Here is a 24,841-nt window from a genome sequence, read left to right as displayed (position 1 = left end):
CAGCACAGCCCCCGAGATTGTACGCTCGCCGTCATGCTCACTCGACCGTCACGCTCTTTGCGAGATTCCGCGGCTTGTCGATCGATCGGCCGAGGTCGTTTGCCACCCAGTACGAGACGAGCTGCAACTGAACGTTGGCGAGCACCGGCGCGAGCGCGGGATGCGTCTCGGGCACCTCGAGGACGAAATCCGCGTACCGTTCGACGTCCGAACAGCCGTCCGTAACGGCGACGACGGGCGCGCCGCGGGTTTCGACTTCTTTCACATTGCCGATCGTCTTCGTCGGATTCGCCCCCTCGGTGACGAGCGCGAACACCGGCGTGCGATCCGTGACGAGCGCGAGCGGACCGTGTTTCAACTCGCCGGCCGCAAATCCCTCGGCGTGTTTGTACGTGATCTCTTTCATCTTCAGCGCACCCTCGAGGGCGACCGGCGCGTTGTACGACCGTCCGATGAAGAAGTACGCGTCGGCATCGAGGTACTCCTCGGCGACCGTCCGCGCTCGCGAGTCGTCGAGCACCGACTGGAGCTGCCCCGGCAGATCTCGAAGCGCTCCGACCAGATCGACGTCGTACTCGCCGGTGAGTTCGCTCGCGAGCACCACGAGCGCGATCTGCTGGGAGACGAACGTCTTGGTAGCCGCGACGCCGATCTCCGGGCCGGCGCGGACGTACATGGCGCGATCGCACTCGCGGGCGGCGGAGCTACCGACGACGTTCGTGACCGCAAGCGTCGTCGCGCCGACGCTGTTTGCCTCCCGGAGGGCGGTCATCGTGTCGGCGGTCTCGCCGCTCTGGGTGACGCCGATAACGAGCGTCTCCCGATCGACGGGAACCGCGTCGACGTCGTACTCACTCGCGAGGAACGCGGTCGCCGGAACGCCGCGTTCGCGGAGGAGTCGCGTCCCGTACAGGGCCGCGTGGTAGGACGTGCCACAGGCAACGAGCTGGACGCGGTCGGGAACCGAAAGCGACGCGACGGAGTCGACGGCGATCTCGCGTTCGAGTTCGACGACGCGCTCGTGGAGACACTGACGGATCGCCGTCGGCTGTTCGTGGATCTCCTTGAGCATGTAGTGGTCGTAGCCGCTTTTGCCGGCGTCTTCGGGATCCCACTCGATGGTCTCGATCGAGGTGTCGACGACGGTACCGTCGGCGTCGGTGACGACGACCGAATCGGGCTCGATCGTCGCGAACTCGCCGTCGTCGAGGTAGATCACCCGGTCGGTGTACTCGATGAACGCGGGGACGTCGCTCGCGAGGTAGTGGCCGTCGTCGCCGATGCCGAGCACGAGCGGCGACGAGTCGCGCGCCGCGTACACCGTCTCGCAGCCGGAGAACACCGCGGCGATCGCGTAACTTCCTTCGAGGCGATCGATCGCCCGACGGAACGCCCGTTCCCGATCGCAGCCGTCGGCGAGCGCGTCGGCGATCAGGTGAGGTACGACCTCCGTGTCGGTCTCGCTTTCGAACTCGTATCCCCGACTCTCGAGGTCGTCTCGCAGCGGCTGGTAGTTCTCGATGATGCCGTTGTGGACGACGGCGACCCGATCGTCGTCGTCCGTGTGGGGGTGAGCGTTGACGTCCGAGGGCGGCCCGTGCGTGCTCCAGCGGGTGTGACCGATTCCCGCGGTTCCGTCGACGTCGTCGCCGTCCAGCGCCGACTCGAGCGCCGAGATGTCGCCCTCTCGCTTGCGAACCGCGATCGAGGAGTTGGCGACCGCGACGCCCGCGGAGTCGTAGCCACGGTACTCGAGTCCGGAGAGGCCGTCCATGAGGACCTCGAGCACCTCGGTGTCGCCGCGGTCACCGACGTAGCCGATGATGCCACACATCAGGAACGCACCTCCGTCGCTTCGGCGACGGTTCCGCGAACGGTCGCACCGGCACAGACGGTCGCGTTCGGTCCGACGACCGATCCCGGAGCGTACGTCACGTCGCCGTCGTCGCGGGCCCGATCCGCGAGTAACGCACCCAGATTTTCGTCCTCGAAGACGCGGTCGCCGACGCGGACGTCGCCGGGACCGCCGGGAATCGTCGAGCCGGCCCCGATCTCGACGCCCTGTCCGGCGACGCACTCGAGGACCGTGGCGTTCGATCGGACCCGCGTGTCGGTGTCGAGGACGCTCCGTTCGACGACGGTGCCGGATTCGACGGTGACGTTCTCTCCGAGGCAGGCGTAGGGTCCGACCACCGCACCCGGCCCGATCTCGCAGTTGTCGTCGACGACGACGGGTTCCCGAACGACCGCGCTCCCGTGGATCGACGCCGACGGACTGATCGCCCGCGTTCCCGGCGTGTCGGCGTCTCCGATACGGCCGCTATCGATCAGTTCCGTCGCGACCTCGAGCAAGTCCCAGGGGTAGGTCGCGTCGACCCACAGGCCGTCGGATTCGACGCCGCGAACCAGCGGCAGCGACTCCTCGCTTTCGGCGACGAGATACGAGATGGCGTCGACCAACGAGTGCTCGCCGGTTCGCGGTTCCGATTCGGCGATCGCGTCGAATATCTCGGGCTCGAGGGCGTACACGCCCGCGTTCAGTCGGTACTCCCGGTCGTCTCGCGGTCGTTCGACGAGTTCGACGACCGGAACCGTGCCCGCGTCGTCGAGTTCGGTTTCGTCGACGAGGATGCCACCGTAGTCGCTGACGTCGCGACGATGCAGGAGACCGAGCGTCGCGATCGATTCGGTGCGTCGGTGGGCCGACGCGACGTCGCCGACGATCCGCCGGTCGACGATCTGGTCGCCGTTGACGACGAGCAGCGAGCCGTCGACGGCCTCACGGACCGTGCGCAACGCGTGGCCCGTCCCCAGCCGCGTCCGCTGGCGGACGTACGAAAGCGGGACGTTGCGGTAGGTCGGTCCGAAGTGGGACTGAACGCGTTCGCGCTGGTAGCCGACCACGACCGTGATGTCGGTGATTCCGGCCTCGACGAGTTCGTCCAGGACGCACTCGAGAATGGGGGTCGTCGCGGCGGGGAGCATCGGCTTCGGACGGCTTCGCGTCAGCGGACGAAGCCGGCACCCTTCACCGGCGGCGAGTACGACTGCAGAGAGCGCTTCCATGTTGCTAGCCAGGAGTTTTTATCGGGACTTAAATCTATACATAATCATTTTCCAGAAGTGGTATTAGATTCTCGACTGGTAAAATGAATGGTCGTGAATTGCGGATAGCAAGAAGTTGCCGACGCAAAACGAGGTATCCGGCTACGTGGACTCCAGGACGACGTTCCTGGCGTCTTCGAAGAGCGCGTCAGCCTGGGATTTCTCGCGCGCCTCGGCCGTCACCCTGACGACGGGTTCGGTGCCGCTCGGTCGGACGAGCATCCAGCCGTCGTCGCGCTCTATGCGAACGCCGTCCATCGCGTCGAACGCCTCACCGCGGTCGCGTACCGTCGCCTCGACGGCGGCCATCACGGCGTCCTTGTCGTCGACGCGGATCGCATCGCGCCTGATCGGGTAGGTCTCGAGCGCCCCCACCAGTTCTCCGAGCGGGCCGCGGCGGACGACCAGCGCGGCGAGCGTGCAGGCGGCGAGCGGACCGTCGGGACAGAGGGTCTCGTCGGGCCAGATCCAGGCGCCACTCGGTTCGCCGCCGAAGACGACGTCGGATTCGGTGGCGCGTTCGGCAACGTAGACGTCGCCCACTGGCGTGCGCGTCACCGACGCGCCGACGTCCGCGAGCGCGTCGTCGACCGCGAGGCTCGTGTTCAGCGGGGCGGCGACGCGGTCGCCCTCTCCCGCCGCCTCGCGGGCCAACAGCGCGAGCAGGAGGTCCTTCGGGACGAACTCGCCGCGTTCGTCGACCGCCACCATCCGGTCGGCGTCGCCGTCGTGGGCGACCCCCAGCGCCGCGTCGGTCGAACCGACGACGCGCTGGAGCGTCTCGAGGGTCTCCGCGTTGGGCTCGCTCGGCCGAGCCGGAAATCGTCCGTCGGGCTGGCCGTTCAGCGTGCGAACCGAACAGCCCAGTTCGTACAGCACGTCGGCGGTGACGCCGCCGGTCCCGTTTCCGACGTCGACGACGACCGATAGCCCCTCGAGATCGTCGCCGTCAGCGCGGATTCGGTCCCGGATCGATCCGACGTGGCGATCGCGGACCTCGCCGTCTCGTCGGCGGATTCGCGTCCCCACCTCGTTCCACGAAACGAGCGCGTACGACTCCTCGCGAACGCGTTCGCTGATCGCGGTTCGGCGCTCCTCGTCGAACGCCTGACCCGACGGCTGCCAGAGCTTGATGCCGTTGTCCGACGGCGGGTTGTGTGAGGCCGTGATCACGACGCCCGCGTCGGCCTCGAGGGGGGCGACGCTTCGCGCGACGGTGGGCGTCGAGGCGACGCCGACGTCGATCACGTCGCCGCCACACTCCCTGATCCCCGCCGAAAGCGCGTCCACCAGGAACCGGCCGCTCTCTCGGACGTCGCGACCGACGACCACGCGCTCGTATCCGTCGGAGGCAACCGCGCGTCCGACGGCCACCGCGAGCTCGGCCGTCACCTCCTCGCCGACCGCACCGCGAATACCGCTTGTACCGAACATACGCCGGCTCTTCATCGACCGAACGTATATAGATTCATTTCCCCGTTCACGTTTCGAGATAAAACTGCGATTCGCGACCGATTCGAGTCGACCCTCCGACGCCATTGTCCGGTGACGGTGGCCTTTTCACGTCGCTCGCCAACTCACCGGTATGGAACTCGAGCCAGTCAGGGACCTGCCCGAGGTCCGACCCGGCGACGACGTCGCCGCCCTCGTCGCCGAGCGGGCCGGGGACGCCCTCGCGGCCGGCGACGTCCTCACCGTCGCGAGCACGATCGTCTCGAAGGCGGAGGGACGGACGGCGGACCTCGAGGAGTACCCCGTCAGCGGACGCGCGCGCGAGATCGCGGATCGGATCGGGGCGGTTACCAACGAGGAGAAAGATCCGCGGTTCGCACAGGCCGTCCTCGAAGAGAGCACGGAGGTGCTGATCGAGTGTCCGTTCTTGCTCACCGAGACCCGTTTCGGACACATCTGCGTCAACGCCGGCATCGATCGATCGAACGTGCCGGACCACGATCTACTCTTGCTCCCGAAACGGCCGACCGAGAGCGCCGAACGGATCCGAAACGGGCTCGCGGAACGGGGGATCGACGACGTCGCGGTGATCGTCACGGACACCTGCGGACGGCCGTTCCGCCACGGCCAGCGCGGCGTCGCGCTCGGCTGGGCCGGCACGCCCGCGAGCCGCGACTGGCGGGGCGAACTCGACCGCGACGGCCGCAAACTCGGCGTCACCGTCCAGTCGGTCGTCGACGAACTCGCCGCCGCGGCGAACCTGGTCGCCGGCGAGGGTGCGGGCGGAACCCCCGCCGTCGTCGTCCGCGACTGGACGTTCGGCGACCTCGAGGGGAGCGACGAACTCTTCCGTTCGGTCGAAGACGACCTGGTCCGCCAGGCGCTTCGCGAGTGGGAGTGGAGGGCCGACGAATGAGCGACGGGAGTAACTCGCGAGCGGCGGACGCGACGTGGGGGATCGAGCTGACGCCCGAGCACCCGCCGGAGCGCATCGCCGAGCTGGCGGCGCTCGCGGAGGACGACGGGTTCGACGTCGCGTTCGCGAGCAGCCACTACTTCAACCGCGATCCGTTCGTAACCCTCGCGGCGATGGCCGACGCAACGTCGGAGATCCGCCTCGGACCGGGCGTCGTCAACCCCTACGAGACTCATCCCGTCAAACTCGCCGCCCAGACGGCGACGATCGACGAGGTAAGCGGAGGCCGAGCGGTCTTCGGCGTCGGTGCCGGCGACCGGTCCGCGCTCTCGAACCTCGGTGTCGACCGGGATCGACCGCTGCGTCGCGTCCTCGAGACGTTCGACGTCGCCCGCGACCTGTGGGCCGGCGAGACCGTCACCCACGAGGGGACGTTCACGGCGCGGGACGCCTCGCTCAACCTCGAGCCCGCCGACGTGCCGGTCTACGTCGGCGCACAGGGACCGCACATGCTCCGCATGAGCGCGAAACACGCGGACGGCACGCTGATCAACGCGTCTCATCCCCGCGACCTCGAGTGGGCCGCCGACCGGATCGCGGAGGGACTCGAGGAGCGACCGGACGAACGCGACGACCAGCGCTCTGCGGATCGAACGGGCGAGCAGAACGGCGTTCCGCGAGAGAGCGCCTTCGAGGCGCTCGCGTTCGCGAGCGTAAGCGTCGCCGGGGAGGAAGACGCCGCACGGGAGGCCGCGCGGCCGCCCGTGGCGTTCATCGCCGCCAGCGCTGCCGAGCCGGTGCTCGAGCGTCACGGCATCGACCGCGAGGCGGCGGGCGAAGTGAGCGATGCCTTAGAGCGCGGCGAACTCGGCGAGGCGTTCGATCTCGTCACGCCGGCGATGATCGACGCCTTCTGCATCGCGGGGACGACCGACACGGTCGCGGATCGTTTCGAGTCGGCGCTCGAGCACGTCGACGGGATCGTGGTCGGCTCGCCGCTCGGTCCGGACCTCGAGGACGCCGTTTCGCGAGCGAGCGAGGCGCTCGAACGTGCCACCGACCGATGATCGGCGGTGCGCCGATCAGTTCGAAGTAAACAGGTTCCCGACCGCACCGAGGGTCAGCGCGCCGAAGACGCCGACCGAGAAGATGATGAGGAGCGTGCCGAACAGGACGAGCAACGGGGCGAGCCCGTCGCCCATCGCGACGTCGGTGAAGCGTGCGTTCATCTCGACGATGTTGTCGACGACGACGTTCAACACTGCAGCGGATTGCATACTCGGAGGTTGTCATCGGGGGTACTTGGCCGTGCCGATCCACCGTCGTCGCAACCGCTGCGCCGACAACGACGGTCCCGAGGGGACGACGCGAAGACGACGTCGTGGCACCGACGTCCTCGTCGAACAGTATAACCCGGTCCCGTTCGTACGGTCCGTCGTGACCGACGACGCGACGCTCTCCGATTTCCTCGAGGGGACGGGCAACGGCGGGAGAGAGGGAGCCGACGTCGAGGACGACGATCCCTCGAGCGACGGCGAATCCGCGAACTCCGGGATGCGGGAAGCCGCCGATGGAACACCGTACTCCGGCGACTCGGAAGTCGCCGGTGACGCGACGGACGACGAGTCGCGGACGGACAGTACCCCCGACGACGAACTCGAGGCACCGCGAACGACGTACGCCTGGGGGGAGTACACCTGCGGTCGCTGCGGCGACGCCTGCGAGCGCGTCTGGCGGGACGACGGCGCGTACGTCTGTGCCGACTGCAAGGCCTGGTAGCTCGCAATCCCCTCACGGGAGGGTCCGGAGACAGTGGCGACAGTAGGTGTAGAACCGGTCGTTCGTGGTGCCGCAGGCTCGACAGCTCACGGCGTCGGATGCGGAGTTCGCGTCGGTGGTCATCGACCGTCGATACGTGTTTCATCCGAATACTCGTCGGGCAGACGCTTGCAAGCGTAACGCGGTCGAGCGAGTTCGATCGCGGATCGAGCGAGCGCTAGCGGCGGCTGACCCCCCGAACATTTATATCTCAGTCGTGGCTTTGTAAGCCTGCAATGGCGAAAGGTACGGTCGCGTTCTTCAACGACACTGGCGGCTACGGGTTCATCGAAACCGAGGATTCGGACGAGGACGTATTCTTCCACATGGAAGACGTCGGCGGTCCCGATCTGGAGGAGGGTCAGGAGGTCGAATTCGACATCGAGCAGGCCGATAAAGGCCCGCGCGCGACGAACGTCGAACGACTCTAGGCTTCCAGCAAGGCGTATCGTTTTCCGAACGTCGATCCTCCTAGCGGCGGCGCTCGCACGAAACGTGAGCGTTCGATCGCGACGCGCGACCGTCGTTTCGTACGGACCGCCGCCCGTCAGTTCCGGTGCAATCGCGTGCCGCCGTGGCACCGCCGATAACCGGAGTACAGCGGTCCGTATCAGTTTTCCTTGACGAACCCTTTTTACCGGAGGGAGTGTATTCTCGACGACGAGATCGACGGTTCCGGCAACCGAATCGACCGGTCGCGATTACTCGAGCCGTCGGTCGTCGACCGATCCGGCCTATCCCGGGGCCGATCCTCGCCACCGTTTCGATCGACGGAACGCGACCGCCGGACCGACGTAGAGACCGGACCGAGTTTCAGCATCGATGACACAAAGCATTTGTTTCGAAGACTCCGAGAACGGCCTACCGACGAAATCGCGGATTTGCTCACACATGAGACTGCAGCTCCCCGAACACGAGTCCCTCCAGGCCGATGAGTGACGCCAAACAGACCCACGAACCCGACGCTGAATCGGCCGCCGACGAGCCGCTGTCCGTCGACCGCGTCGCGGATCTCTGTGACGATCTCGCGGCGAACGTCTCGCGGGTGATCGTCGGCCACGACGAGGCAATCGAGCACGTCGTGACCGCGATTCTCGGGCGGGGTCACGTCCTGCTCGAGGACGTCCCCGGCGTCGGCAAGACGATGCTCGCGCGCTCGATCGCGACGTCCGTCGACTGTACGTTCCGGCGCGTCCAGTTCACGCCCGACCTGCTCCCCTCGGACGTCACCGGCGTCAACGTCTTCAATCAGAAGACGCGCGAGTTCGAGTTTCAGCCGGGACCGGTGTTCGGCAACATCGTCCTCGGCGACGAGATCAACCGCGCGCCGCCGAAGACGCAGTCGGCGCTGCTCGAGGCCATGGAGGAGGGCCAGGTTACCGTCGACGGCGAAACGCGCGAGCTTCCGGCGCCGTTCACCGTGATCGCGACCCAGAACGCCGTCGAGCCGAACCGGACGTACGACCTCCCGTTCGCGGAGCTCGACCGGTTCATGAAGAAGCTCCGTCTCGGCTATCCCGCGCCCAACGAGGAGGCCAAACTGCTCGAGCGGACCGTCGGCCACCACCCGATCGAGTCGCTCGATCCGGTGACCGACCGCGAGACGCTCGTTCGCGCCCGCGAGACGGTCGCCGAGGTCCGCGTCGAGGAGCCGGTTCGGGCGTACGCGACCCGCCTGGTCGGCTACACACGAGACAACGCCCAGGTCGGCGTCAGCCCCCGCGGCACGATCGCCCTCCTGCGAGCGGCCCAGGCTCGCGCCGTCATCGACGGCCGCGGCTACGTCGTGCCCGACGACGTGAAAGCGGAGGCCCCGGTCGTGTTGAGCCACCGGATTCGAACACACGCCGACGCCCAAGACGGCACCGACGTGGTCGAGGACGCCCTCGAGCGCGTTTCGGTCGACCGGACGCGCGGGTGACGCGACGGAGGAGACACGTGAGACTCACGCTTCGCGGCTGGATCGCACTCGCCGTCGTCGCGTTCTCGCTGTGGGCGAGCGCGAGCTACGGTCCCCGCTCGCTGAACGCCGTCGTCGTTCCTCTCGTGATCGTCGTGATCGCCGCGATCGTCGCGATCGTGCGGGTCGGTCGGCCGTCCGTCAGGCGACGCGATACCGTGGACGGTTTCGTCGACGATCGAGCGACGGTCGCACACGAAATCGAGAGCGACTCGACCGTCGCCGCGACCCTCAGCGACCCCGTCGGCGAGGGGCTCACGCCGGGCGAGGCCAGCGTTCGAACCACGCGTCCGGACGACGCCGACCGCATCACCCGCGTTCGCGACTCCGGTCCATCGACCGGCGCCGGGACGCCCACCGTCGACGCGACGCTCGAGGCCGGGGTCGACCACCGCTTCGAGTACGAACTCGCACTCGAGGAGCGCGGCGAGCGGACGGTCGGTCCGCTCTCGATCGTCGTGACGGACGTCTTCGGGCTCGTCGAGCGACGATTCGAGGACGACGCGACCACGACCGTGCTGGTCTATCCGCGCGTCCGCGAGTTGTGCGGCGTGGGCACGGAACGCCTGCTCGCGGCCGCCGTCGATCGCGAGCGCGAACAACGGCGGGAGTTCGATCACCTCCGGGAGTATCGACGCGGCGACTCCCTTCGGGACGTCCACTGGAAGTCGACGGCGAAACGAGCCGACGACGGGCTGTTCGTCACGGAGTACGTCGCCGACGACGACGTCGGCTCCGCGACGATCGCCGCCGAGTGTCGGCCGGGTCGAGAAGACGAACTGACGACGGCCGTCGCGAGCGTCGCGAACTTTCTCCTCGAGGCGGGCGTGAACGTCGGGCTCGTGCTTCCCGGCGACCAGCTGGCACCGGACGGCGGTCCCGACCACCGACGCGCGCTGTTGCGAGCCCTCGCGGTCGCTGACGCCGGCGAACTCGAGGACGACGTGCGTCGGCGGGCGGACGTCGTCGTCAGGAGCGAGCGAGACGAAACGACCGTCGCCGTCGGCTCGGAGGAACTGCCGTTCGACAGGCTTCGAGACGGCCCGACGGGACGGGGAGCGGATCCCTCGTCGGGGGTGACGATATGAGCACGGAATCGGGATCGGACGGTACTCGATCGGTGAGCGTCGACGCCGACGCGACCGTCGGTTCCGAACTGTTCCGGGTACTCGCGCTGGGGTGCGTGCTGATCGCGACGGCGTCGTACGTGACCGTCCTCCGCGAAGTAACTCGAATCGTCGGCGGTACGCAATCGCTGTTTCTCGTCGTCGGAGTCGCGCTCGTCGTCGCGACCGTTTTCGCCCGGCTGGTCCGTCCGCGAACCGCGACGGCCGCCGCGTTCGCGGCGGGAGCGGTCGGCTTCGCCTACTACTTCGAGGTCAGCGGCGTCGGTATCGGCGGTGCCCTCGCGGGGCTCGAAGAGATCGTCGCCGACACCGTCAGGCTCGCGACCGGACTCAACCTCCTTCGAATGATCGAGGCGGGCACCTGGACGATCGTGTTCGCACCCGCGCCGGCGTTTCTCTCGTGGTACCTCGCGCTCCGGGGACGGTACGCGGCCAGCGTCGTGCCGGCCGGTGCGGCGCTGCTCTTTCTGGTGTTGACCGGCGACGCCGGCACCACCGCCACCCTGATCGGCGCGCTCGGCGCGCTCGGCGCGGTCGGGTTCGGCGAACTCGAGCGACGCGGCGGTTCGATCGCCCAGGCCGACGTGCTGGCCGTTCTCTTCGCGATCGTCATCGTGCTGTCGCTGTCGGTGACGATCGTTCCGAGCGGCCCCGCCGCGCCGGTGACGGCCGGCGGCGGCGACGACGGAACGCTCGAGGGGACGATCGACTCGGCGTCCGAGCAGTCCGGAATCGCCGGGACGGTCGATCTCTCGCCCGAGGTTCGGTTTACCGTCGAGGCCGACCGGCCGTCGTACTGGCGGACGGGAATCTACGATCGGTACACCGGCGACGCGTGGGTTCGAACCGGCCAGGATCGGCCGTTCGAGGACGACGTACCGCCGCCGCCGGGAAGCGAGGAACGGCTCCGGCAGACGGTCACCGCAGAGACCGAACTCGGTGTCATGCCCGCCGCAGCCCAACCGCTGTCCGTCGAGGGCGACGTCGTCGACTACACCGAAGTTTCGATGCACGGCCAGATCCGGCCCGCGACCCCGCTCGCCGAGGGAGACAGCTACGTCGTCGAAAGCGCGATCGTCGACCCCAGCCCCGAAGAGCTTCGAAACGCCGGAACCGATTATCCGGAGGAGGTTACGGAGTACTACCTGCAGACGCCCGAGGGCACCTCGAGCGAGTTCGAAGCGCGAACCGCCGAGATCACGGCGGACGCCGAGACGCCGTACGAGAATGCGGTGGCGATCGAACGCTACCTCCGATCGTCCAAGGAGTACTCGCTCGACGTCGAACCGCCCGAAGAGGACGCTGCCGAGCAGTTCCTGCTCGAGATGGACGAGGGCTACTGCGTCTACTTCGCGACCGCGATGACGCAGATGCTGCGCGCGGAGGACGTTCCGACGCGATACGTGACGGGGTACACGGCCGGCGAGCCGACCGACGACGGCGAGTACGTCGTCCGCGGTCTGGACGCTCACGCCTGGGTCGAGGTGTACTTCCCGGAGAAGGGGTGGGTCGCGTTCGAGCCGACGCCCGGCGACGAGCGCGACGAGGTCCACGACGAGGCGCTCGAGGAGGAACTCGACGACGAGGCCGGCGACGAGGACGACCAGTCGGACGGCGACGACGCTGACGACGGAGCCGACGACGAGGCCAGCGACGAGGACGATCGGTCGGGCGTCGACGATGCCGACGACGAACCGTCGGTCGACGACCCTGCGGACGACCTGATCGAGAGAAACGACGCCCTCGCCGGTGGCGAGCCCGCCGACGACGGGATCGACGTTCGCGACATCCTCGCGCTCGTCAGCGTCACGCGGGAGACGGCCGCGATGATCGCCGTCGTCCTGATCGGACTCGTCGCCGGCGTTCACCGAACCGGCGCGGTCGCGCGCGCCCGTCGGACGCTCGGCGTCTACCGACACGGACGCCGAAGCGACCCCGACCGCGACGCCGAACGCGCCTTCCGCCGTCTCGAGTGGCTGCTCGCTCGCGAACACCGGCCGCGTCGCCGCGGCGAGTCGGCCAGGGAGTACCTGCGAGCGCTCGCAGCCGAGACGGACGACGGACTCGCCCACGATCCGCGAACGGCCGCCGTGCTCGAGCGGTACGAACGCGCCGTCTACGGCGGCGGCGTCGACCGTGAGACGGCTGACGAGTCGATCGCGGCCGTCGACGACCTGTCACGCGAACGCGTGCCGCTGGTCGGTCGACGGCGGTCGGAGGGGGCGGAGTAACCGTTCGGTTACACAAAAAGAACCACACGAGGGCGTGTAGGTCCCGATAGTGTTTAATATGCCCATTTCGTACGGTCGAACGTAATGTCGGAAGTCTGCTCGACGTGCGGGCTGCCCGAGGAACTCTGCGTCTGCGAAGACGTGGCCAAGGGTCAACAGCAGCTCACCATCCGCATTGACGAGCGCAGATACGGAAAGGAGGTAACGATCATCGAAGGATTCGATCCGAAGGACGTTGATCTCGACAGTCTCTCGTCGGATCTCAAGTCCAAGTTCGCCTGTGGCGGCACCGTCGAGGACAGTCACATCGAACTCCAGGGCAATCACCGCGGCCGCGTCGAGGATTTCCTTCGGGACCGCGGCTTCAACGTCGCATGAGCCCGCGATGATCTGAAACGACTTCCGATCCCGACCGCACGAACCGCTTCAGCAATCCCCGTTCTCGAGCGTGTCACGTCCCCGAAAGCGACCGGTATCCCGTCGCACGGTATCCGACGTAACCGAGCGGGACGGCCACCGAAAAGCGAAGCTGGGCGGTCGTCGGCCGAAACGATCAGACGCCGACGCTCAAAACGGTGACTCGGTCTCGGCGGTCGAGCCCTCGTCGGCTCCGTCCTCGCGGACGAGTCCGTAGCGCATGCCGTACTCCTCGAGGCCGCCCGCCATGCTCTCGACGGTCGCGTCGGCGCTCCCCTCGTAGGTGCTGATGAGCTTTGCGGCCTGGACGCTCGCTTTCCCGTGCGGACAGACGGTTACGATGCGCTCTGCGTCCTCGAACTCGTCGATCCGGGCTGTGAGTTCGTGGAAGGGGACGTTCTCGCTGTCGGGGATGTGGCTGCGCTCGAAGCTTCGCTCGTCTCGAATGTCGACGATGCGAACGTCCGCGTCCGTCTCGAGGAGATCCTTGACCTCGTCGGGTGAGATTTCGCCGTCCATCGTCCCCGCATTCGAACGCCGACAGGATAAGGTCACGGTCTCTCGACCGCGGGTGTGGGTGCGATTGCGACGGTCAAAAGCCGTCGAGTCTGGACTGTCCGCTCTCGCTTCCGTCGACGTCGGCCAGTTCGGCCGCCCGTTCGATCGCGGCCGCGAACGTCTCCTCCTGACTCCGGTCGTACAGCGTCGCTGCGGGGTGGACGCAGATCAACACTCGCCGCGGCGTTCCCTCGATGCGGACGTCCTCGAGCGTCCCCGCTTCCTTCGTCACCGCCACCGATCGCCCCAGCAGGTGCTCGCTGGGCACCTTCCCGAGCGTGACGATCACGTCCGGATCGAGGCGGTCGATCTCGCACTCGAGGTAGCCGCGGCAGTTCTCGAGTTCGTCGGTCGTCGGGTCGCGATTCTCCGGCGGCCGACAGCGCACGCAGTTCGTGATCCGAACGTTCGCGCGCTCGAGGCCGACGATCCGAAGCTGGTCGTCGAGCACCGAGCCGCTGCGACCGACGAACGGCTCGCCCTGCTCGTCTTCGTTCGCACCCGGTCCCTCGCCGACGAACAGGACGTCGGCGTCCTCAGGTCCGGTTCCGTTGACGATCCGGCTCCGGGAGTCGACCAGCGCGGGACAGCGCGTGCACTCGGTGACGCGGAGGTCGTCCATCGATTCCATGGCGACAGGTCAGGCGGGCGGCTACTACGTCTTTCGGGTCGCAGTTGCCGTCACCCCGACTCGAGGTAGCGATCGCCGGCTCGAGCGGCCAGCCGCGCCACCCGGATCGGCTCCGGTCGACCGCCCGCGAGGGTGAACGCCCCGACGACCGCCTCCGCGCGCTCGGGATCGCAGCCGACCTGCCTGACGTAGACCGTCTCGCCGTCGACGGACGTCGGCCGCCGGTCGGGCAGCGCGCGGTACGTCTCGAGCCGACGCTCGAGGTCGTCGCCCGAGAAGGCGTCCCGGAGTCCGTCCTCGAGGCCGTTGCTCTCCTCGAACGTGACGGCGATCACCGGCCGCTCCGCTCGGTCGTGGACGGCCGAAAGATCGAGAACGTTGTACCACGCCGGGGCGATCGCGCCGAGCAGGACGAATCGAACGTCCGGTCGACCCAGCGCGTCGACGAGCGAGGCGACGGCGTCGGTCGCGTCCGTGCCGCCGACGACACACGACTCGTAGGCGAACCCGTCGACGACGCCGTCGGCGCGGACGACGGCTCCAGCGAGCGTGCTCCGTTCTCGCTCGCCGCTGTACGATTCCGCGATACCCAGCGCCCGGACCCCGGGCTTCATCAGTCGTCGTCTTTGATCTCTTTCAACCGGTCGAGAAGTTCGTCGCTCGAAGCGCCGTTTTCGAACTCGATCGTTCCGTCGTGGCTGTTCTGGTCCGACTGAACGGCGTCGTCGTCGTCAAAATCGGCGTCTACTTCCTGTTGCTCGGATTCGTCGTAGCTCCCGAATCCCATACGGTAGTCCCTACGGGACAGCGGTTCAAAAATTCCGTGGTCCGGACGTCACCGTTTTGAGGGCGGCCCGTGAGCGTACCACCATGGACGTCCACCACGTCACCGAGAGTGCGGACACGTTCACCTGTAACGCGTTTCTGGCAATTGGCGCGGAGACGACGCTCGTCGACGCGGGCTCGTGGGAGGGCGTCGTCGACGAGATACGCGAGCACGCCGCCGACGTCGACGCCGTCGTGATGACTCACCAGCACGGCGATCACGTCGACCAGCTCGAGGCCGTCGTCGAGGCGTTCGATCCGGAGGTCTACGCCTACGAGCACCACCCGGCGCGCACCCACGCGATCGACGACGGGGAGACGGTGACCATCGGCGACGAGGAGTTCGACGTGGTGTACACGCCCGGCCACGCCGACGACCACGTCTCGTTCGTCTCCGACCGGACGCTGTTTTCGGGGGACGTCGTCGTCCACGACGACGGCGCGTTCGACTACGGCAGCTTCGGACGCACCGACTTCCCCGGCCAGTCCCGCGAACAGCTCATCGAGAGCATCGAGGAGCTGCTCGAACGCATGCCCGACGGCATCGAGCACATGTACGCGGGCCACGGCGACACGTTCCAGGGCGACGTCCGAGACGTGGTCGAGACGGCGCTCGAGCGGGCGGAAAAGCGCGAACCGAAGTATCCCGACGAGTAGTCCCGCGAGCGAGTGATGCGAGCGAGCGGCTTTTTTGGTCCAGATTTTTGCCGCGAGTGGTCGACGAAGTCGGCCCGAGCGGGAAAAAGGTGGGTCCGAGACGGCGCTCGAGCGGGCGGAAAAGCGCGAACCGAAGTATCCCGACGAGTAGTCCCGCGAGCGAGTGATGCGAGCGAGCGGCTTTTTTGGTCCAGATTTTTGCCGCGAGTGGTCGACGAAGTCGGCCCGAGCGGGAAAAAGGTGGGTCCGAGACGGCGCTCGAGCGGGCGGAAAAGCGCGAACCGAAGTATCCCGACGAGTAGTCCCGCGAGCGAGTAACGCGAGCGAGCGGCTTTTTTGGTCTCGTGCTGAGCGAAGCGAAGCACGGTCAGCGAGAGCGGAGCTCTCGCCGGACGGATTGTTGCCGCGAGTGGTCGACGAAGTCGACCCGAGCGGGAAAACGGTGGGTCCGAGACGGCGCTCGAGCGAGAAACGGTGGGTCGTTCAGTCCTCGGTGCCGGCGTCCGCGCCCGCGCCGACGACGGCTGGTTCGTCGCGGTCGCCGTCCGTCTCGTCGGCGACGTCCGCGTCTCCGCCGGTATCCGCGTCTCCGCCCGCGTCCGGATCGGAGTCGTCGGCGTCTGCCACAGCTCGGTCGGGGTCGTCGTCCGGCGTCGACTCGAGCCACTCCTCGAGGCGCTCGGCGACGTGATCTTTGCCGCCGAGTCCGAACGCGATGCCGACCGCCAGTGCGGCCGCGAGACCGGCGGCGAACGCGAACGCCTGGGCGAACGTGTAGAGGATCGCGACGTTGACGCCCATCGTCTCGAGGCCGACGACGACGACGACGAAGTAGAGGACCGCCTTCGTGCCGGCGGCGACGGTCGCCGCGAAACCGGTGTTCCGAGCTGCGTCCGATCGCTCCACCGCGTCGGCGACGTAGTCGGCGACGACGAAGCCGACGCCGAGGATCAGCAGGCCGCCGACCAGCGGCGGGACGTACGCGAGGGCGCTCTCGAGCAGTCCGGAGACGAACTCGAGGCCGAGCCACTGCGCGACGCCGAAGATCGCGATGGCCACGAGATAGTACTTCGCGAACAGGCCGACGCCCCGGGAGACGACCTCGGAGTCCTCCGAGAGCACCGCGCCGAACGGCGTCTCCCGAACCGTCTCGTCCAGGTCGATTCGCCGGCCGCCGCGGCGGACGATCGGCTCGAGCCTGTCCCCGAGAACGAACGCGACGACGACGACGAACGCCGCCACGAGCAGCGGCGGCAGAAACGTCACCGCCTCGACGAGGCCCGCTTCGACGTCGCTCCGGATGGCGTCGACGACAAGCGGTCGGCTCGTCGCGTCGGCCAGCTCTCCCGAGCGCGCCGGCGCACCCGCCAGTTCGTTCACGAACTCGATACGTCGTGCTGTCGTCTGTTCCGACATATTCGATATCGCGTCCCGAATCACAGATAAATTAACTGGATCGTCCACGCAAGCGGACGGTCACGTCGACCAGCACATCGAGGCGAGTCGAGAGAAAGGGGTGAAAGCGACGCTAAAACGGTTCTGAATCGAGAAAACGACGCTCGTAAACGGTCGAGGACTCGAGCCGGTCGTCGGCCCGATCAGGCCGCGCGGGCTTCCTTCGCCTTCGGGCGGAGGTTGCCGTAGCCGCACTTGCGGCAGGTGTCGGCGCGCTTGGGATTACGAGCGTTACAGCGCATGCAGATCATCTTCTCGAGCGTCCGTTTTTCCGCGGCGTCGAAACTTGCCATGTCGGCCGTTGGGCGGACGCGCATTTAACCGCTGTGATCCGCGAGCCACGTCTCGAGCGTCGCCTGTCCGTCCGACCGGTTACTACCCGCATCTCTGCAGCCGATACCGTCTCGCGGTTCCTGTGGCCGGCACTATCTCGCCATCTCTGCGACAGGGGAGTCGGCTCGCCGTTTCCGCAGCCGGATGATCGCCTTCACTCCTCGTCGGCCAGGTAGTCGTCCTGGACGGCGACGACCTCGCTCGAGTCGGCGCACTCGCCGTACCGCCGCAGCGGCTCCGCGTTGAGTTCGAGGAACGTCTCGCCCCAGCGAAACGGCTCGAGGAGTTCGGCGGCGCGATCGGGTTCGCCGAGGATGGAGAGTGCGCCGGCGAGCGCTTCGGCGGTGGTCAGCCGGAACGGCCGGCCGAAGTTGACCGGGTTCGCGGCGACGAGAAAGGGGAGCGCGCGGTGGACGCCGTTCATCCGAAACGACGCGGCCTCGGCGGACTCCCAGGAGCAATCGAGCGCGACGACCGTGCCGAGTCCGTCCTCGCGGTCGGCCGGCGAGAGCGCGCGCTCGGCGTGAGGGTTCAGCACGATCCCGTACGGAACCTGGTCCATCGACCGGTAGAGGATCGCCTCGTCGAACTTCTCGAGGCGACGCGCGGTGCACTTGTCGGGGTCGTCGTCGCCCTCGTAGTAGACGTGACACTCCACGTCCTGCGGTACGCGCGGTCGGGAGAAAAGCGTCGCGGACGAGACCGGGAGAAACGCGTCGCAGGCGTGGCCGGGAGAAACGCGGAGCGGACCGCCCCGCGTTGTACGTTCTCGAGCCGCCGGCGTCACTCCTCGTGAATCGCCTCGCCGCGATTGAGCCGTGCGGCGATGGTGAACGTCTGGTCGGCCTCGCGTCGCGTCGGAAAGTGAGCGGCCATGTACCGTGCCGTCGCGATCAGCGGCACGCGACGTCGTCGCTCGAGGTCCAGTTCGTCCTCCACGGCGCTTTCGTTCGCGCGTTCTTCGAGGGCGCGCCGACGTTCCTCGAGCCGGTCGAACTGGCGGAACGCCGCCTCGAGGTTCTGGACGGTGTGAAAGCCGGCGTCCTCGCGGAGGAGACCGCGGCCGAGCGTCCGCTTCAGCGCGGCGGGGTCGCCGCCGCCGTCGAAGTACGCGGAGACGAGCCGGCCGGCTTCGTTCACCGCTCCCTTGACGTCGAACGTCTCGAGCAAGTCCGCGAGAATCGCCTCGGTATCGCCGCCGTCGTGCTCGCCGGGTTCGGGAATCGGCGCGGGCGGCGTGTTGAGGAATCGATCGAGGTAGACGTTGAGGGCGGCGTCGAAGACGCCGCGGTAGAGTTCGACCGCGTCCGTGCGGCGGGTCGCCTCACGGACCGCGTTGGCGTAGGTGAACGTGTGGTGGACGGTGTTCCAGTCGCCGAACTCGTTGGCGGTGCCGAACTGGGCGACGCGCGTCGCCGCCGCGTGGACGACCTCGTCGGCCAGCGCCCCGGTCGGTGCCCCGGCGTCGACTGCCTCCGCGAGCGCGTCGACGAGTTCCTCGGGGTCGTCCCCGAGGAGCGTCTCCTGGAGGCCCGCGGGCGGCGTCCACAGTTCGTCCGTCCCGCCCGCCGCGAGCGCCTCGAGCCCGCTCGTCTCGGTGACGTCGCCGCCGTAGGCGTCCTCGAGCAGCGCGACGAGGTCGACCGGCTGTCGCCACGACGAGCGCTCGTCGCTGCGATCGGCGGTCACGAGCGGCTCGATCAGGCTCGCGAGCGCGGTTCCAGTGTGCGCCCGAGTTTCCGACTCGCTCTTCGCGTGCTCGAGCGTTTCGAACGCCTTGTTGGCGAAATCCAGCACGTGTCCGGTCGACAGGTAGGGGTGGTCGGTGGCGGCGGCGAACACCAGTTCGGCGAGTTCGCTCCTCGAGCGCCCGGTGGCGACCGCGGTCCGGAGACACCGCTGCGCGCCGTCGGCGTCCCGCACCTCGACGCAGTCGCGAAACCACGTCTTCAGGCGGTCGAACGCGACCTCGTCGGTCGAGAACGACTGCTGGTCGAAGTTCGGCGGCTCGCCCGCGACGTCGGCGGCGACGTGACGGACGCCGGTGTAGAGCGCTCGCTTTCGGTCCTCGGACTCGAGCGAGTCGAAGACGTTCGCCAGACAGCCGAGGATCGTCAGCCCGGAGCCCCACCCCGACTCCCGGTACCGGGTTCCGAACGCGAGCGTCGTCGCCACCGGCTCGCGGTAGTCGACGCCGGCGTCGAGTAGTCCGATGGTCGACTTGGCGATCACGAGCCGCAGGTTCTCCTCGAGTCCCGTCTCCAGGCGGTCGGCCCAGTACTCCTCGGGCGAGGCTTCGCGGGGCGGGTTCGGGTCGACGTAGACCGTCCCGTCACGAACCTCGACGGGGTACGTCGCGACGTCGTCGGCCCACGGATCGAACGTATCGCCACAGGAGAGTTCGAACCGCGCGTGGTGCCAGTGACAGGTCAGGATGCCGTCGTCGACGGTCCCCTCGACGAGCGGAAAGCCCATGTGCGGACACCGGTTGTTCACGGCGCGAACGTCGCCTTCGTGGGCGAAGACGGCGATCGGCGTTCCGTCAACGGTCACCAGCTTTCGCCCTTCGTTCTCGAGTTCCGCGATCGAGACGGCGGCGTGAAAGTCGTCCGACGTTGCCATGCGGTACCGTTGGACGTGCACGGGTGTAAGCGTTCCCTGAAGGCTATTTTTGTACGGTCCGTGAGACGCTGGGACGGGAGTTCCTGTGCGGAACGTGAGACGCTTCGGGGGGTGTGACCGACGGATTCGGGCGTCCACCCTTTTGTCGATCGGGACGAAACGTACCGGCATGAGCCGGGATTCCGTCCGACGATACTACGACGCGCTCGACGACCACGACTACGACGTGCTCGAGGAAATCCTCGCGCCCGGGTTCGTCCAGCGCCGGCCGGATCGAACGTTCGAGAGCCGCGAGTCGTTCGTCCGGTTCATGCGCGACGAGCGGCCGAACCCGGAGACGACCCACGAGCTGGTGGCGGTCGTCGACGGCGGGGACACCGTGGCCGCCCGCGGCCGCCTCCTCGACTCCGGACGGGAGCTATTCGAGTTCGCCGACTTCTTCGAACTCGAGACCGGGCGCATCACCGAACTCGAGACGTACTCGCGGTGAACCGCGAGGCGTTCGCCCTCAGGCCGAGCAGTTGTTCGGACCCAGCTCGAGTTCGACGCGATCCTCGGGGGATAGCTCGAGCGCGCCGCGGTTGCGGTCGATGATCTCCTCGTAGTTCGCGGGTTTCTCGCCGGCGTCGGCCATTCGATCGACGAACGCCTCCTCGTCGAGGTCGAGGAGGTCGATCCCGGTTCGCGCCTCGCCGATCGTCGTCGCGATCGCCTCGCCGGGTGCGCCGTGGGCGAACTCGCCGTCCGCGGTGACGGTGACGTGGCCCGGGAGCACGACGATCCCCTCGGGCTCCGCGAGGAGGGTCCGGTGAAGCGTCTCGTAGAGCAGCCGCGCGCCCCGTTCCCCGTCGTCCTGACCGAACTCGAGCTCCGTCCGCCCGGTCGAGTCGACGTGCAGCGTGTCGGCGGTCAACAGCGCGCGGTCGTCGACGAGGACGTTGATCATCTCGCTCGTGTGACCTGGCGCGTAGACCGCCTTGAGTTCCCGCTGGCCGACGTCCAGCACGTCGTTTCGCTCGAGCGGCGTGTACTCGTACTCGACGTCGCGGTCGTCCGCGCGAGCGCCGAGGTAGTACGGAACATCGAGGCTCGAGGCGAGGTCGCGACCGCCCGAGACGTGGTCTGCGTGGACGTGCGTGTCGATCACCCCGACGATCGAGAGGTCGGCCTCGGCCGCCGCAACCTCGAACTCGTCGACGTCGGCGGTCGGATCGACGACGACAGCCTCGCCGGTCACCGCACAGCCGACGACGTAGCCCAGACATCCCTTCGCGCGGCGCTGGATCTGGAGGATCGTCGCGTCGTCGCCGACGTCGATCTCGACGCGGTCGTAGACGCCGCTCCAGCCTTTCATCCCGCTGTCGACGGTTTCGACTTCGAACTCGTCGGTCGCCGACTCGAGTTGCGTCGCGAGGGTGCCCGACGACAGCCCCTTCGCACAGATCGTGATCACGCGGTCGGCGCCGTCGACGGCGTCTCGAAACTCCTCGAGGCGGCCGTCCAGCTCCTCCTCGGGACCGAACGGGAAGTGAATCGCCCCGGCGACGTGCCAGGCCTCGAAGCTCTCTTCGGGGCGCGTGTCGACGAGCGCGAACTCGGCGCCCTCGTCCTGCAGTTGTGCGAGCCGATCGGCGGAAAGTGTGGTGACCATACGGGAACGTACGGTCGCGGCCGACCTAAAGCATCTGCGGGCTACGGACGGGCGGGTTCGACGGTCGCGAGCGATCGGTCGATTTATCTGCTCGTCCTCGAGATACTCGATTGACAGATATGGACGAGAAACGGACGATGGTCGCGCTGTTCGGCGTCGCGGTCGCCGTCGTCACCGCCTACGTGGCCTACCGATTTATCGCGGCGCTCACCGTCGCCGTTTTCCTCTACTACTCGACGCGACGATTCTACAAGTCGCTCGAGCGACTTCGCCTCCCTGCCACGGTGCGGGCCATGCTCGTCATCTCGTTTCTCGTGGTTCCGTTTCTCGCCCTCGCCAGCTACACGGTCGCGCTGCTCGTCGTCGAGGTGCGAAACTTCGTCGCCGAGTATCCCGTCGCCGAGATGCTCCCCGAGGACGTCGGCTGGGTCGAGACCCTCGAGAATCCGCCCGAACTGACCATCCAGGGGCTCGCGGGTGCCTACCAGGCCGGCACGTTCGATCCCTTCCTCGACTTCGCGCTCGCCAACGCGGACGTCCTGACCGGCCTCGTCTCGAGTTTTCTGCTGAACGCGCTGATCGTCGTCGTCGTGACGTACTACCTCCTGATCGACGGCTCGACGGTCCACGAGTGGCTGCTTCGGTTCGACGACGACGCCATCGTCCGCGAGTACCTCGAGGCCGCGGACGAAGAACTCGAGGCGGTTCTGTTCGGCAACCTGCTGAACGTGATCCTCATCTCCCTGATCGCGATCATCACGTTCATGGGGTACAACGCGGCGGTGCCGTCGGCCGTCGAGGTGCCGTATCCGGCCCTGGCCGGCGCGCTCACCGGCGTCGCGAGCCTGATTCCGGTCGTCGGCATGAAGATCGTCTACGTTCCGCTCGTCGCCGCCGCGTCCCTGCCGCTCGTCCTCGAGGGCCAGTACTCGGCGCTGGTCTACCTCGTCGGCTTTCTCGTTCTGGCCATCGTCGTCGTCGATACGATTCCCGACCTCGTGCTCCGGCCGTACCTGAGCGGCAAGCGGACCCACGTCGGCCTGTTGATGCTCGCGTACATCTTCGGTCCGATCGTCTTCGGCTTCTACGGGCTCTTTCTCGCCCCGATCATCCTCGTCCTCGGGCTGACGTTCGCCGACACCGCGCTTCCGCGCCTCCTCGGCGCCGACGCCGGCGCTCGCGACTACTCCGCCTCCGAGGGGGCCGAACGGCTGACGACGAACGCGGTCGCCCACTCCGCCGGGAGCGGACTCGAGCAGCACCCGCCCGGCGAGCAGTCGCCGGACGGGACGGAGCGGTCGCCGACGAGCGACCGTACTCGGCCGCCCGCGGACGACGATCCGCTCGCCGACGGCGGCTCGACGTCGAAACGCGAGTGAGCGCGACGACTCGGCGGACGGATCGCTCGATCCGTGACCGTTCCTCGAGCTAATTTCGATCATAGCGACGTCTGCAGGCGTTTCGTCCAATACTTCGAAAATCGAAGCAATGGACGAGCACGGAATCCACTCGAAGAACATACCGCCCGTCGAAACGACGCCAGATGGAACTACCGAGCGAGGTATTTCGGAGAACGACTCCCTGCTATAGCATGATCTTAGGACGAGAAGCACTTAAAGGACGGCCTCTCGAGTTCCCCAACCATCTGAAATTCGTCACACCGGACTCGATTCATCACGGCCTGTGACGCAGTAGCCCCCTTCCGGCTGTTGTGCTCCTTTCGATGGTCGTCGCGAAAACGTCCGGGTGCGAGAATCGAACCGAAGAGAGAGGTTCCGGCTCACTCCGTTCGCGGGCTGCCTCTCTCAGACTTCGATTCTCGCCTTCCGGCTTTTCCGCTCCTCACTTCGTTCGTCGCGAAAAAGTCCGGGTGCGAGAATCGAACCCGCGTCTCAGCCTCCACAAGGCTGAAGGATAACCACTACCCCAACCCGGACACGCCTACAGGTTGAGATACGAGCGGTCGACCTGAAATACGTTACGACTCGAGCACGAACGGTGTGAGACGCCCTCCCTCGGTTTCGGCGGCGTTCACGGCCGTCGCCGTCGGAACGCGACCGGGACGCTTTTCGGTCGGGACGCCGTACCGCCGGTCAACGCGTGGCCATCACCGACAAGATCTACGTCAAAAATCACCGACAGCTCAGCTCCCAGCTCGAGACGAACATCCCGAAGGGGGCGTTCAAGGGGGCGACGCTGGATATCCTCTTTCAGGGCGAGGGTCTCGAGAAACTCGACGACGCGACCCGCGAGCGCGTCCTCGACTTCGCGAGCGACTTCCTCGATTGCGGCTGTGACGACAATCCCTACTGTGGCTGTCCGGAGCGCAAGTTCATGCGGTACTTACTCGAGCTTCGCGCTCAGGGACTCGGACCGGACGCGATCGTGGACGTGATGTCCGACGACTACATGGTCTACGCCTATGCCGGCGACGTCCTCTCGTTTCTGGACGACGGCGTTCGGACGCTCGAGGCGGCCGAGGGACTCGCCCGCGTCGACGGCGCTGGCGAGAAGGCCGACGAGATCCGACGCGAGAAACGGAATCTCGCGAAGTAGTCGACGAAACGGCCCCGCTGTATCCCACCTCTCGACGGCGCTCGGGATCGCCTACCGGAGCTGGTAGGACTCGTCCTCGCCGTCCAGGTCGTCGAGCAGGAGGACCTCGTTTTCCTCGTCCTCGAGTCGGTCCTGGAGGTCGTTCACGTAGGCCTTGTACTCGTCGAGTTGCTCCCGGAGGTGGTCGGCCTCGAGTTCCAGGCGCTCGTGTTCGCGGATGAAGCTCTTTGGCACCTGCACGGTCGGCGGGAACGCGAGTTCGTTCCCCTCGCCGGTCGCCGTCGCCTCGAGTTCGGCGTCGGGCACCACGCTGACCTGACCGTCGTGTTCGACGAGCTGGTCGACGTAGTCGCGAAACACCGCCGACAGCGAGATGTCGCGCTCCTCGGCGATGTCCTGGAGCGCCGCGAACGCGTCCTCGTTCACCCGAAACGAGATCGTCTTGTTCTTGTTGCCCATTCGTCCCCCAGTAACCGTTCGTTCCACTTAACAGTTCGTCAGACGACCGGTTTCGTCCGATGACCGTC

General features: G+C 67.3%; 27 protein-coding genes and 1 tRNA gene. 12 read left to right on the top strand and 16 right to left on the bottom strand.

The genetic code is table 11. The features are described 5' to 3' along the window. Positions 1-37: 37 nt before the first annotated feature. The 3 genes from glmS to glmM form a co-directional block, all read right to left on the bottom strand. Positions 38-1,834, bottom strand: coding sequence for a glutamine--fructose-6-phosphate transaminase (isomerizing) (gene glmS / locus EA472_RS07000; protein ID WP_124190800.1), 1,797 nt, complete (start codon positions 1,832-1,834; stop codon positions 38-40). Continuing rightward, entirely contained in the window at positions 1,834-3,066 is a 1,233-nt protein-coding gene (locus EA472_RS06995; protein ID WP_124190799.1) for a sugar phosphate nucleotidyltransferase, read from the bottom strand. The genes glmS and EA472_RS06995 overlap by 1 nt, the downstream gene beginning before the upstream one ends. A 141-nt stretch (positions 3,067-3,207) precedes the next feature. Beyond that, positions 3,208-4,539, bottom strand: coding sequence for a phosphoglucosamine mutase (gene glmM, locus EA472_RS06990; protein ID WP_124190798.1), 1,332 nt, complete (start codon positions 4,537-4,539; stop codon positions 3,208-3,210). A gap of 151 nt (positions 4,540-4,690) precedes the next feature. On the opposite strand from glmM, the gene EA472_RS06985 reads away from it, so the two are divergent. Both EA472_RS06985 and EA472_RS06980 read left to right on the top strand, forming a co-directional pair. Next, positions 4,691-5,473 carry a coenzyme F420-0:L-glutamate ligase gene (locus tag EA472_RS06985; RefSeq protein ID WP_124190797.1) on the top strand — a complete coding sequence of 261 codons (783 nt, stop codon included), beginning with the start codon at positions 4,691-4,693 and terminating at the stop codon, positions 5,471-5,473. After that, the gene (locus tag EA472_RS06980) at positions 5,470-6,540 is read left to right on the top strand and encodes a 5,10-methylenetetrahydromethanopterin reductase (protein ID WP_124190796.1); all 1,071 of its coding nucleotides are present in this window, start codon (positions 5,470-5,472) and stop codon (positions 6,538-6,540) included. Before EA472_RS06985 ends, EA472_RS06980 begins: the two co-directional genes overlap by 4 nt. A 15-nt stretch (positions 6,541-6,555) precedes the next feature. On the opposite strand, the gene EA472_RS06975 is transcribed toward EA472_RS06980, so the two are convergent. Then, positions 6,556-6,750 carry a hypothetical protein gene (locus EA472_RS06975; protein WP_124190795.1) on the bottom strand — a complete coding sequence of 65 codons (195 nt, stop codon included), beginning with the start codon at positions 6,748-6,750 and terminating at the stop codon, positions 6,556-6,558. A 160-nt stretch (positions 6,751-6,910) separates the two neighbouring features. Between EA472_RS06975 and EA472_RS06970 the strand changes: the two genes are divergently transcribed. After that, positions 6,911-7,252: a DUF7573 domain-containing protein gene (locus EA472_RS06970; protein ID WP_243637792.1), complete on the top strand. Its 342-nt coding sequence runs from the start codon at positions 6,911-6,913 to the stop codon at positions 7,250-7,252. Positions 7,253-7,264: 12 nt separating this feature from the next. Here the strand turns inward: EA472_RS06970 and EA472_RS23520 are convergent, their stop codons facing one another. Continuing rightward, a complete protein-coding gene (locus EA472_RS23520) occupies positions 7,265-7,375 on the bottom strand; it encodes a DUF7577 domain-containing protein (RefSeq protein WP_449289229.1) in 111 nt (36 codons plus the stop codon). Positions 7,376-7,527: 152 nt separating this feature from the next. Between EA472_RS23520 and EA472_RS06960 the strand changes: the two genes are divergently transcribed. The 5 genes from EA472_RS06960 to yciH all read left to right on the top strand — a co-directional run bounded on the left by EA472_RS06960 (position 7,528) and on the right by yciH (position 12,987). Further along, on the top strand, positions 7,528-7,722 hold the full coding sequence (locus EA472_RS06960; RefSeq protein WP_013880905.1) for a cold-shock protein: 195 nt from the start codon (positions 7,528-7,530) through the stop codon (positions 7,720-7,722). Positions 7,723-8,222: 500 nt separating this feature from the next. Next, positions 8,223-9,212 carry an AAA family ATPase gene (locus EA472_RS06955; protein ID WP_124190794.1) on the top strand — a complete coding sequence of 330 codons (990 nt, stop codon included), beginning with the start codon at positions 8,223-8,225 and terminating at the stop codon, positions 9,210-9,212. A gap of 17 nt (positions 9,213-9,229) precedes the next feature. Continuing rightward, positions 9,230-10,339 (top strand): DUF58 domain-containing protein, encoded by a 1,110-nt coding sequence (locus EA472_RS06950; RefSeq protein WP_124190793.1) that lies wholly within the window; start codon positions 9,230-9,232, stop codon positions 10,337-10,339. Beyond that, a complete protein-coding gene (locus EA472_RS06945) occupies positions 10,336-12,609 on the top strand; it encodes a transglutaminase TgpA family protein (RefSeq protein WP_124190792.1) in 2,274 nt (757 codons plus the stop codon). Before EA472_RS06950 ends, EA472_RS06945 begins: the two co-directional genes overlap by 4 nt. An 84-nt stretch (positions 12,610-12,693) precedes the next feature. After that, complete coding sequence (yciH, locus tag EA472_RS06940) at positions 12,694-12,987, top strand: stress response translation initiation inhibitor YciH (RefSeq protein WP_124190791.1); 294 nt, start codon at positions 12,694-12,696, stop codon at positions 12,985-12,987. 189 nt (positions 12,988-13,176) lie between these two features. On the opposite strand, the gene EA472_RS06935 is transcribed toward yciH, so the two are convergent. The 4 genes from EA472_RS06935 to EA472_RS06920 form a co-directional block, all read right to left on the bottom strand. Continuing rightward, a complete protein-coding gene (locus EA472_RS06935) occupies positions 13,177-13,545 on the bottom strand; it encodes a rhodanese-like domain-containing protein (RefSeq protein ID WP_124190790.1) in 369 nt (122 codons plus the stop codon). Positions 13,546-13,618: 73 nt separating this feature from the next. Continuing rightward, on the bottom strand, positions 13,619-14,215 hold the full coding sequence (locus EA472_RS06930; protein WP_124190789.1) for a uracil-DNA glycosylase: 597 nt from the start codon (positions 14,213-14,215) through the stop codon (positions 13,619-13,621). 50 nt (positions 14,216-14,265) lie between these two features. Continuing rightward, the gene (locus tag EA472_RS06925) at positions 14,266-14,829 is read right to left on the bottom strand and encodes an endonuclease dU (protein WP_124190788.1); all 564 of its coding nucleotides are present in this window, start codon (positions 14,827-14,829) and stop codon (positions 14,266-14,268) included. Then, on the bottom strand, positions 14,829-15,002 hold the full coding sequence (locus EA472_RS06920) for a DUF5786 family protein (protein WP_124190787.1): 174 nt from the start codon (positions 15,000-15,002) through the stop codon (positions 14,829-14,831). Before EA472_RS06920 ends, EA472_RS06925 begins: the two co-directional genes overlap by 1 nt. An 83-nt stretch (positions 15,003-15,085) precedes the next feature. On the opposite strand from EA472_RS06920, the gene EA472_RS06915 reads away from it, so the two are divergent. Then, positions 15,086-15,697, top strand: a complete 612-nt coding sequence (locus tag EA472_RS06915) for an MBL fold metallo-hydrolase (protein WP_124190786.1) — start codon at positions 15,086-15,088, stop codon at positions 15,695-15,697. Between the two features lie 483 nt (positions 15,698-16,180). On the opposite strand, the gene EA472_RS06910 is transcribed toward EA472_RS06915, so the two are convergent. The 4 genes from EA472_RS06910 to EA472_RS06895 form a co-directional block, all read right to left on the bottom strand. Then, positions 16,181-17,113: a mechanosensitive ion channel family protein gene (locus EA472_RS06910; protein WP_124190785.1), complete on the bottom strand. Its 933-nt coding sequence runs from the start codon at positions 17,111-17,113 to the stop codon at positions 16,181-16,183. Between the two features lie 182 nt (positions 17,114-17,295). After that, positions 17,296-17,445: a 50S ribosomal protein L40e gene (locus EA472_RS06905; RefSeq protein ID WP_124190784.1), complete on the bottom strand. Its 150-nt coding sequence runs from the start codon at positions 17,443-17,445 to the stop codon at positions 17,296-17,298. 194 nt (positions 17,446-17,639) lie between these two features. Further along, on the bottom strand, positions 17,640-18,143 hold the full coding sequence (locus tag EA472_RS06900; protein ID WP_124190783.1) for a DUF367 family protein: 504 nt from the start codon (positions 18,141-18,143) through the stop codon (positions 17,640-17,642). Positions 18,144-18,268: 125 nt separating this feature from the next. Then, positions 18,269-20,107, bottom strand: a complete 1,839-nt coding sequence (locus tag EA472_RS06895; protein WP_124190782.1) for a Rieske 2Fe-2S domain-containing protein — start codon at positions 20,105-20,107, stop codon at positions 18,269-18,271. 169 nt (positions 20,108-20,276) lie between these two features. On the opposite strand from EA472_RS06895, the gene EA472_RS06890 reads away from it, so the two are divergent. Then, complete coding sequence (locus EA472_RS06890; RefSeq protein ID WP_124190781.1) at positions 20,277-20,597, top strand: nuclear transport factor 2 family protein; 321 nt, start codon at positions 20,277-20,279, stop codon at positions 20,595-20,597. A gap of 18 nt (positions 20,598-20,615) precedes the next feature. Here the strand turns inward: EA472_RS06890 and EA472_RS06885 are convergent, their stop codons facing one another. Further along, the gene (locus EA472_RS06885) at positions 20,616-21,758 is read right to left on the bottom strand and encodes an MBL fold metallo-hydrolase (RefSeq protein ID WP_124190780.1); all 1,143 of its coding nucleotides are present in this window, start codon (positions 21,756-21,758) and stop codon (positions 20,616-20,618) included. A gap of 119 nt (positions 21,759-21,877) precedes the next feature. Between EA472_RS06885 and EA472_RS06880 the strand changes: the two genes are divergently transcribed. Beyond that, positions 21,878-23,137 (top strand): AI-2E family transporter, encoded by a 1,260-nt coding sequence (locus EA472_RS06880; RefSeq protein ID WP_124191047.1) that lies wholly within the window; start codon positions 21,878-21,880, stop codon positions 23,135-23,137. A gap of 485 nt (positions 23,138-23,622) precedes the next feature. Here EA472_RS06880 and EA472_RS06875 read toward each other — a convergent pair. Beyond that, positions 23,623-23,694, bottom strand: a tRNA-His gene (locus EA472_RS06875). A gap of 164 nt (positions 23,695-23,858) precedes the next feature. On the opposite strand from EA472_RS06875, the gene EA472_RS06870 reads away from it, so the two are divergent. Beyond that, positions 23,859-24,314, top strand: a complete 456-nt coding sequence (locus EA472_RS06870; protein ID WP_124190779.1) for a DUF5814 domain-containing protein — start codon at positions 23,859-23,861, stop codon at positions 24,312-24,314. A 51-nt stretch (positions 24,315-24,365) separates the two neighbouring features. Here the strand turns inward: EA472_RS06870 and EA472_RS06865 are convergent, their stop codons facing one another. Next, positions 24,366-24,773, bottom strand: coding sequence for a ribbon-helix-helix protein, CopG family (locus EA472_RS06865; protein ID WP_124190778.1), 408 nt, complete (start codon positions 24,771-24,773; stop codon positions 24,366-24,368). Positions 24,774-24,841: the final 68 nt, after the last annotated feature.

The organism is Natrarchaeobius oligotrophus, from assembly GCF_003841465.1.
Lineage (GTDB): Archaea > Halobacteriota > Halobacteria > Halobacteriales > Natrialbaceae > Natrarchaeobius > Natrarchaeobius oligotrophus.
This window is presented reverse-complemented; position numbering and strand designations above follow the sequence as displayed.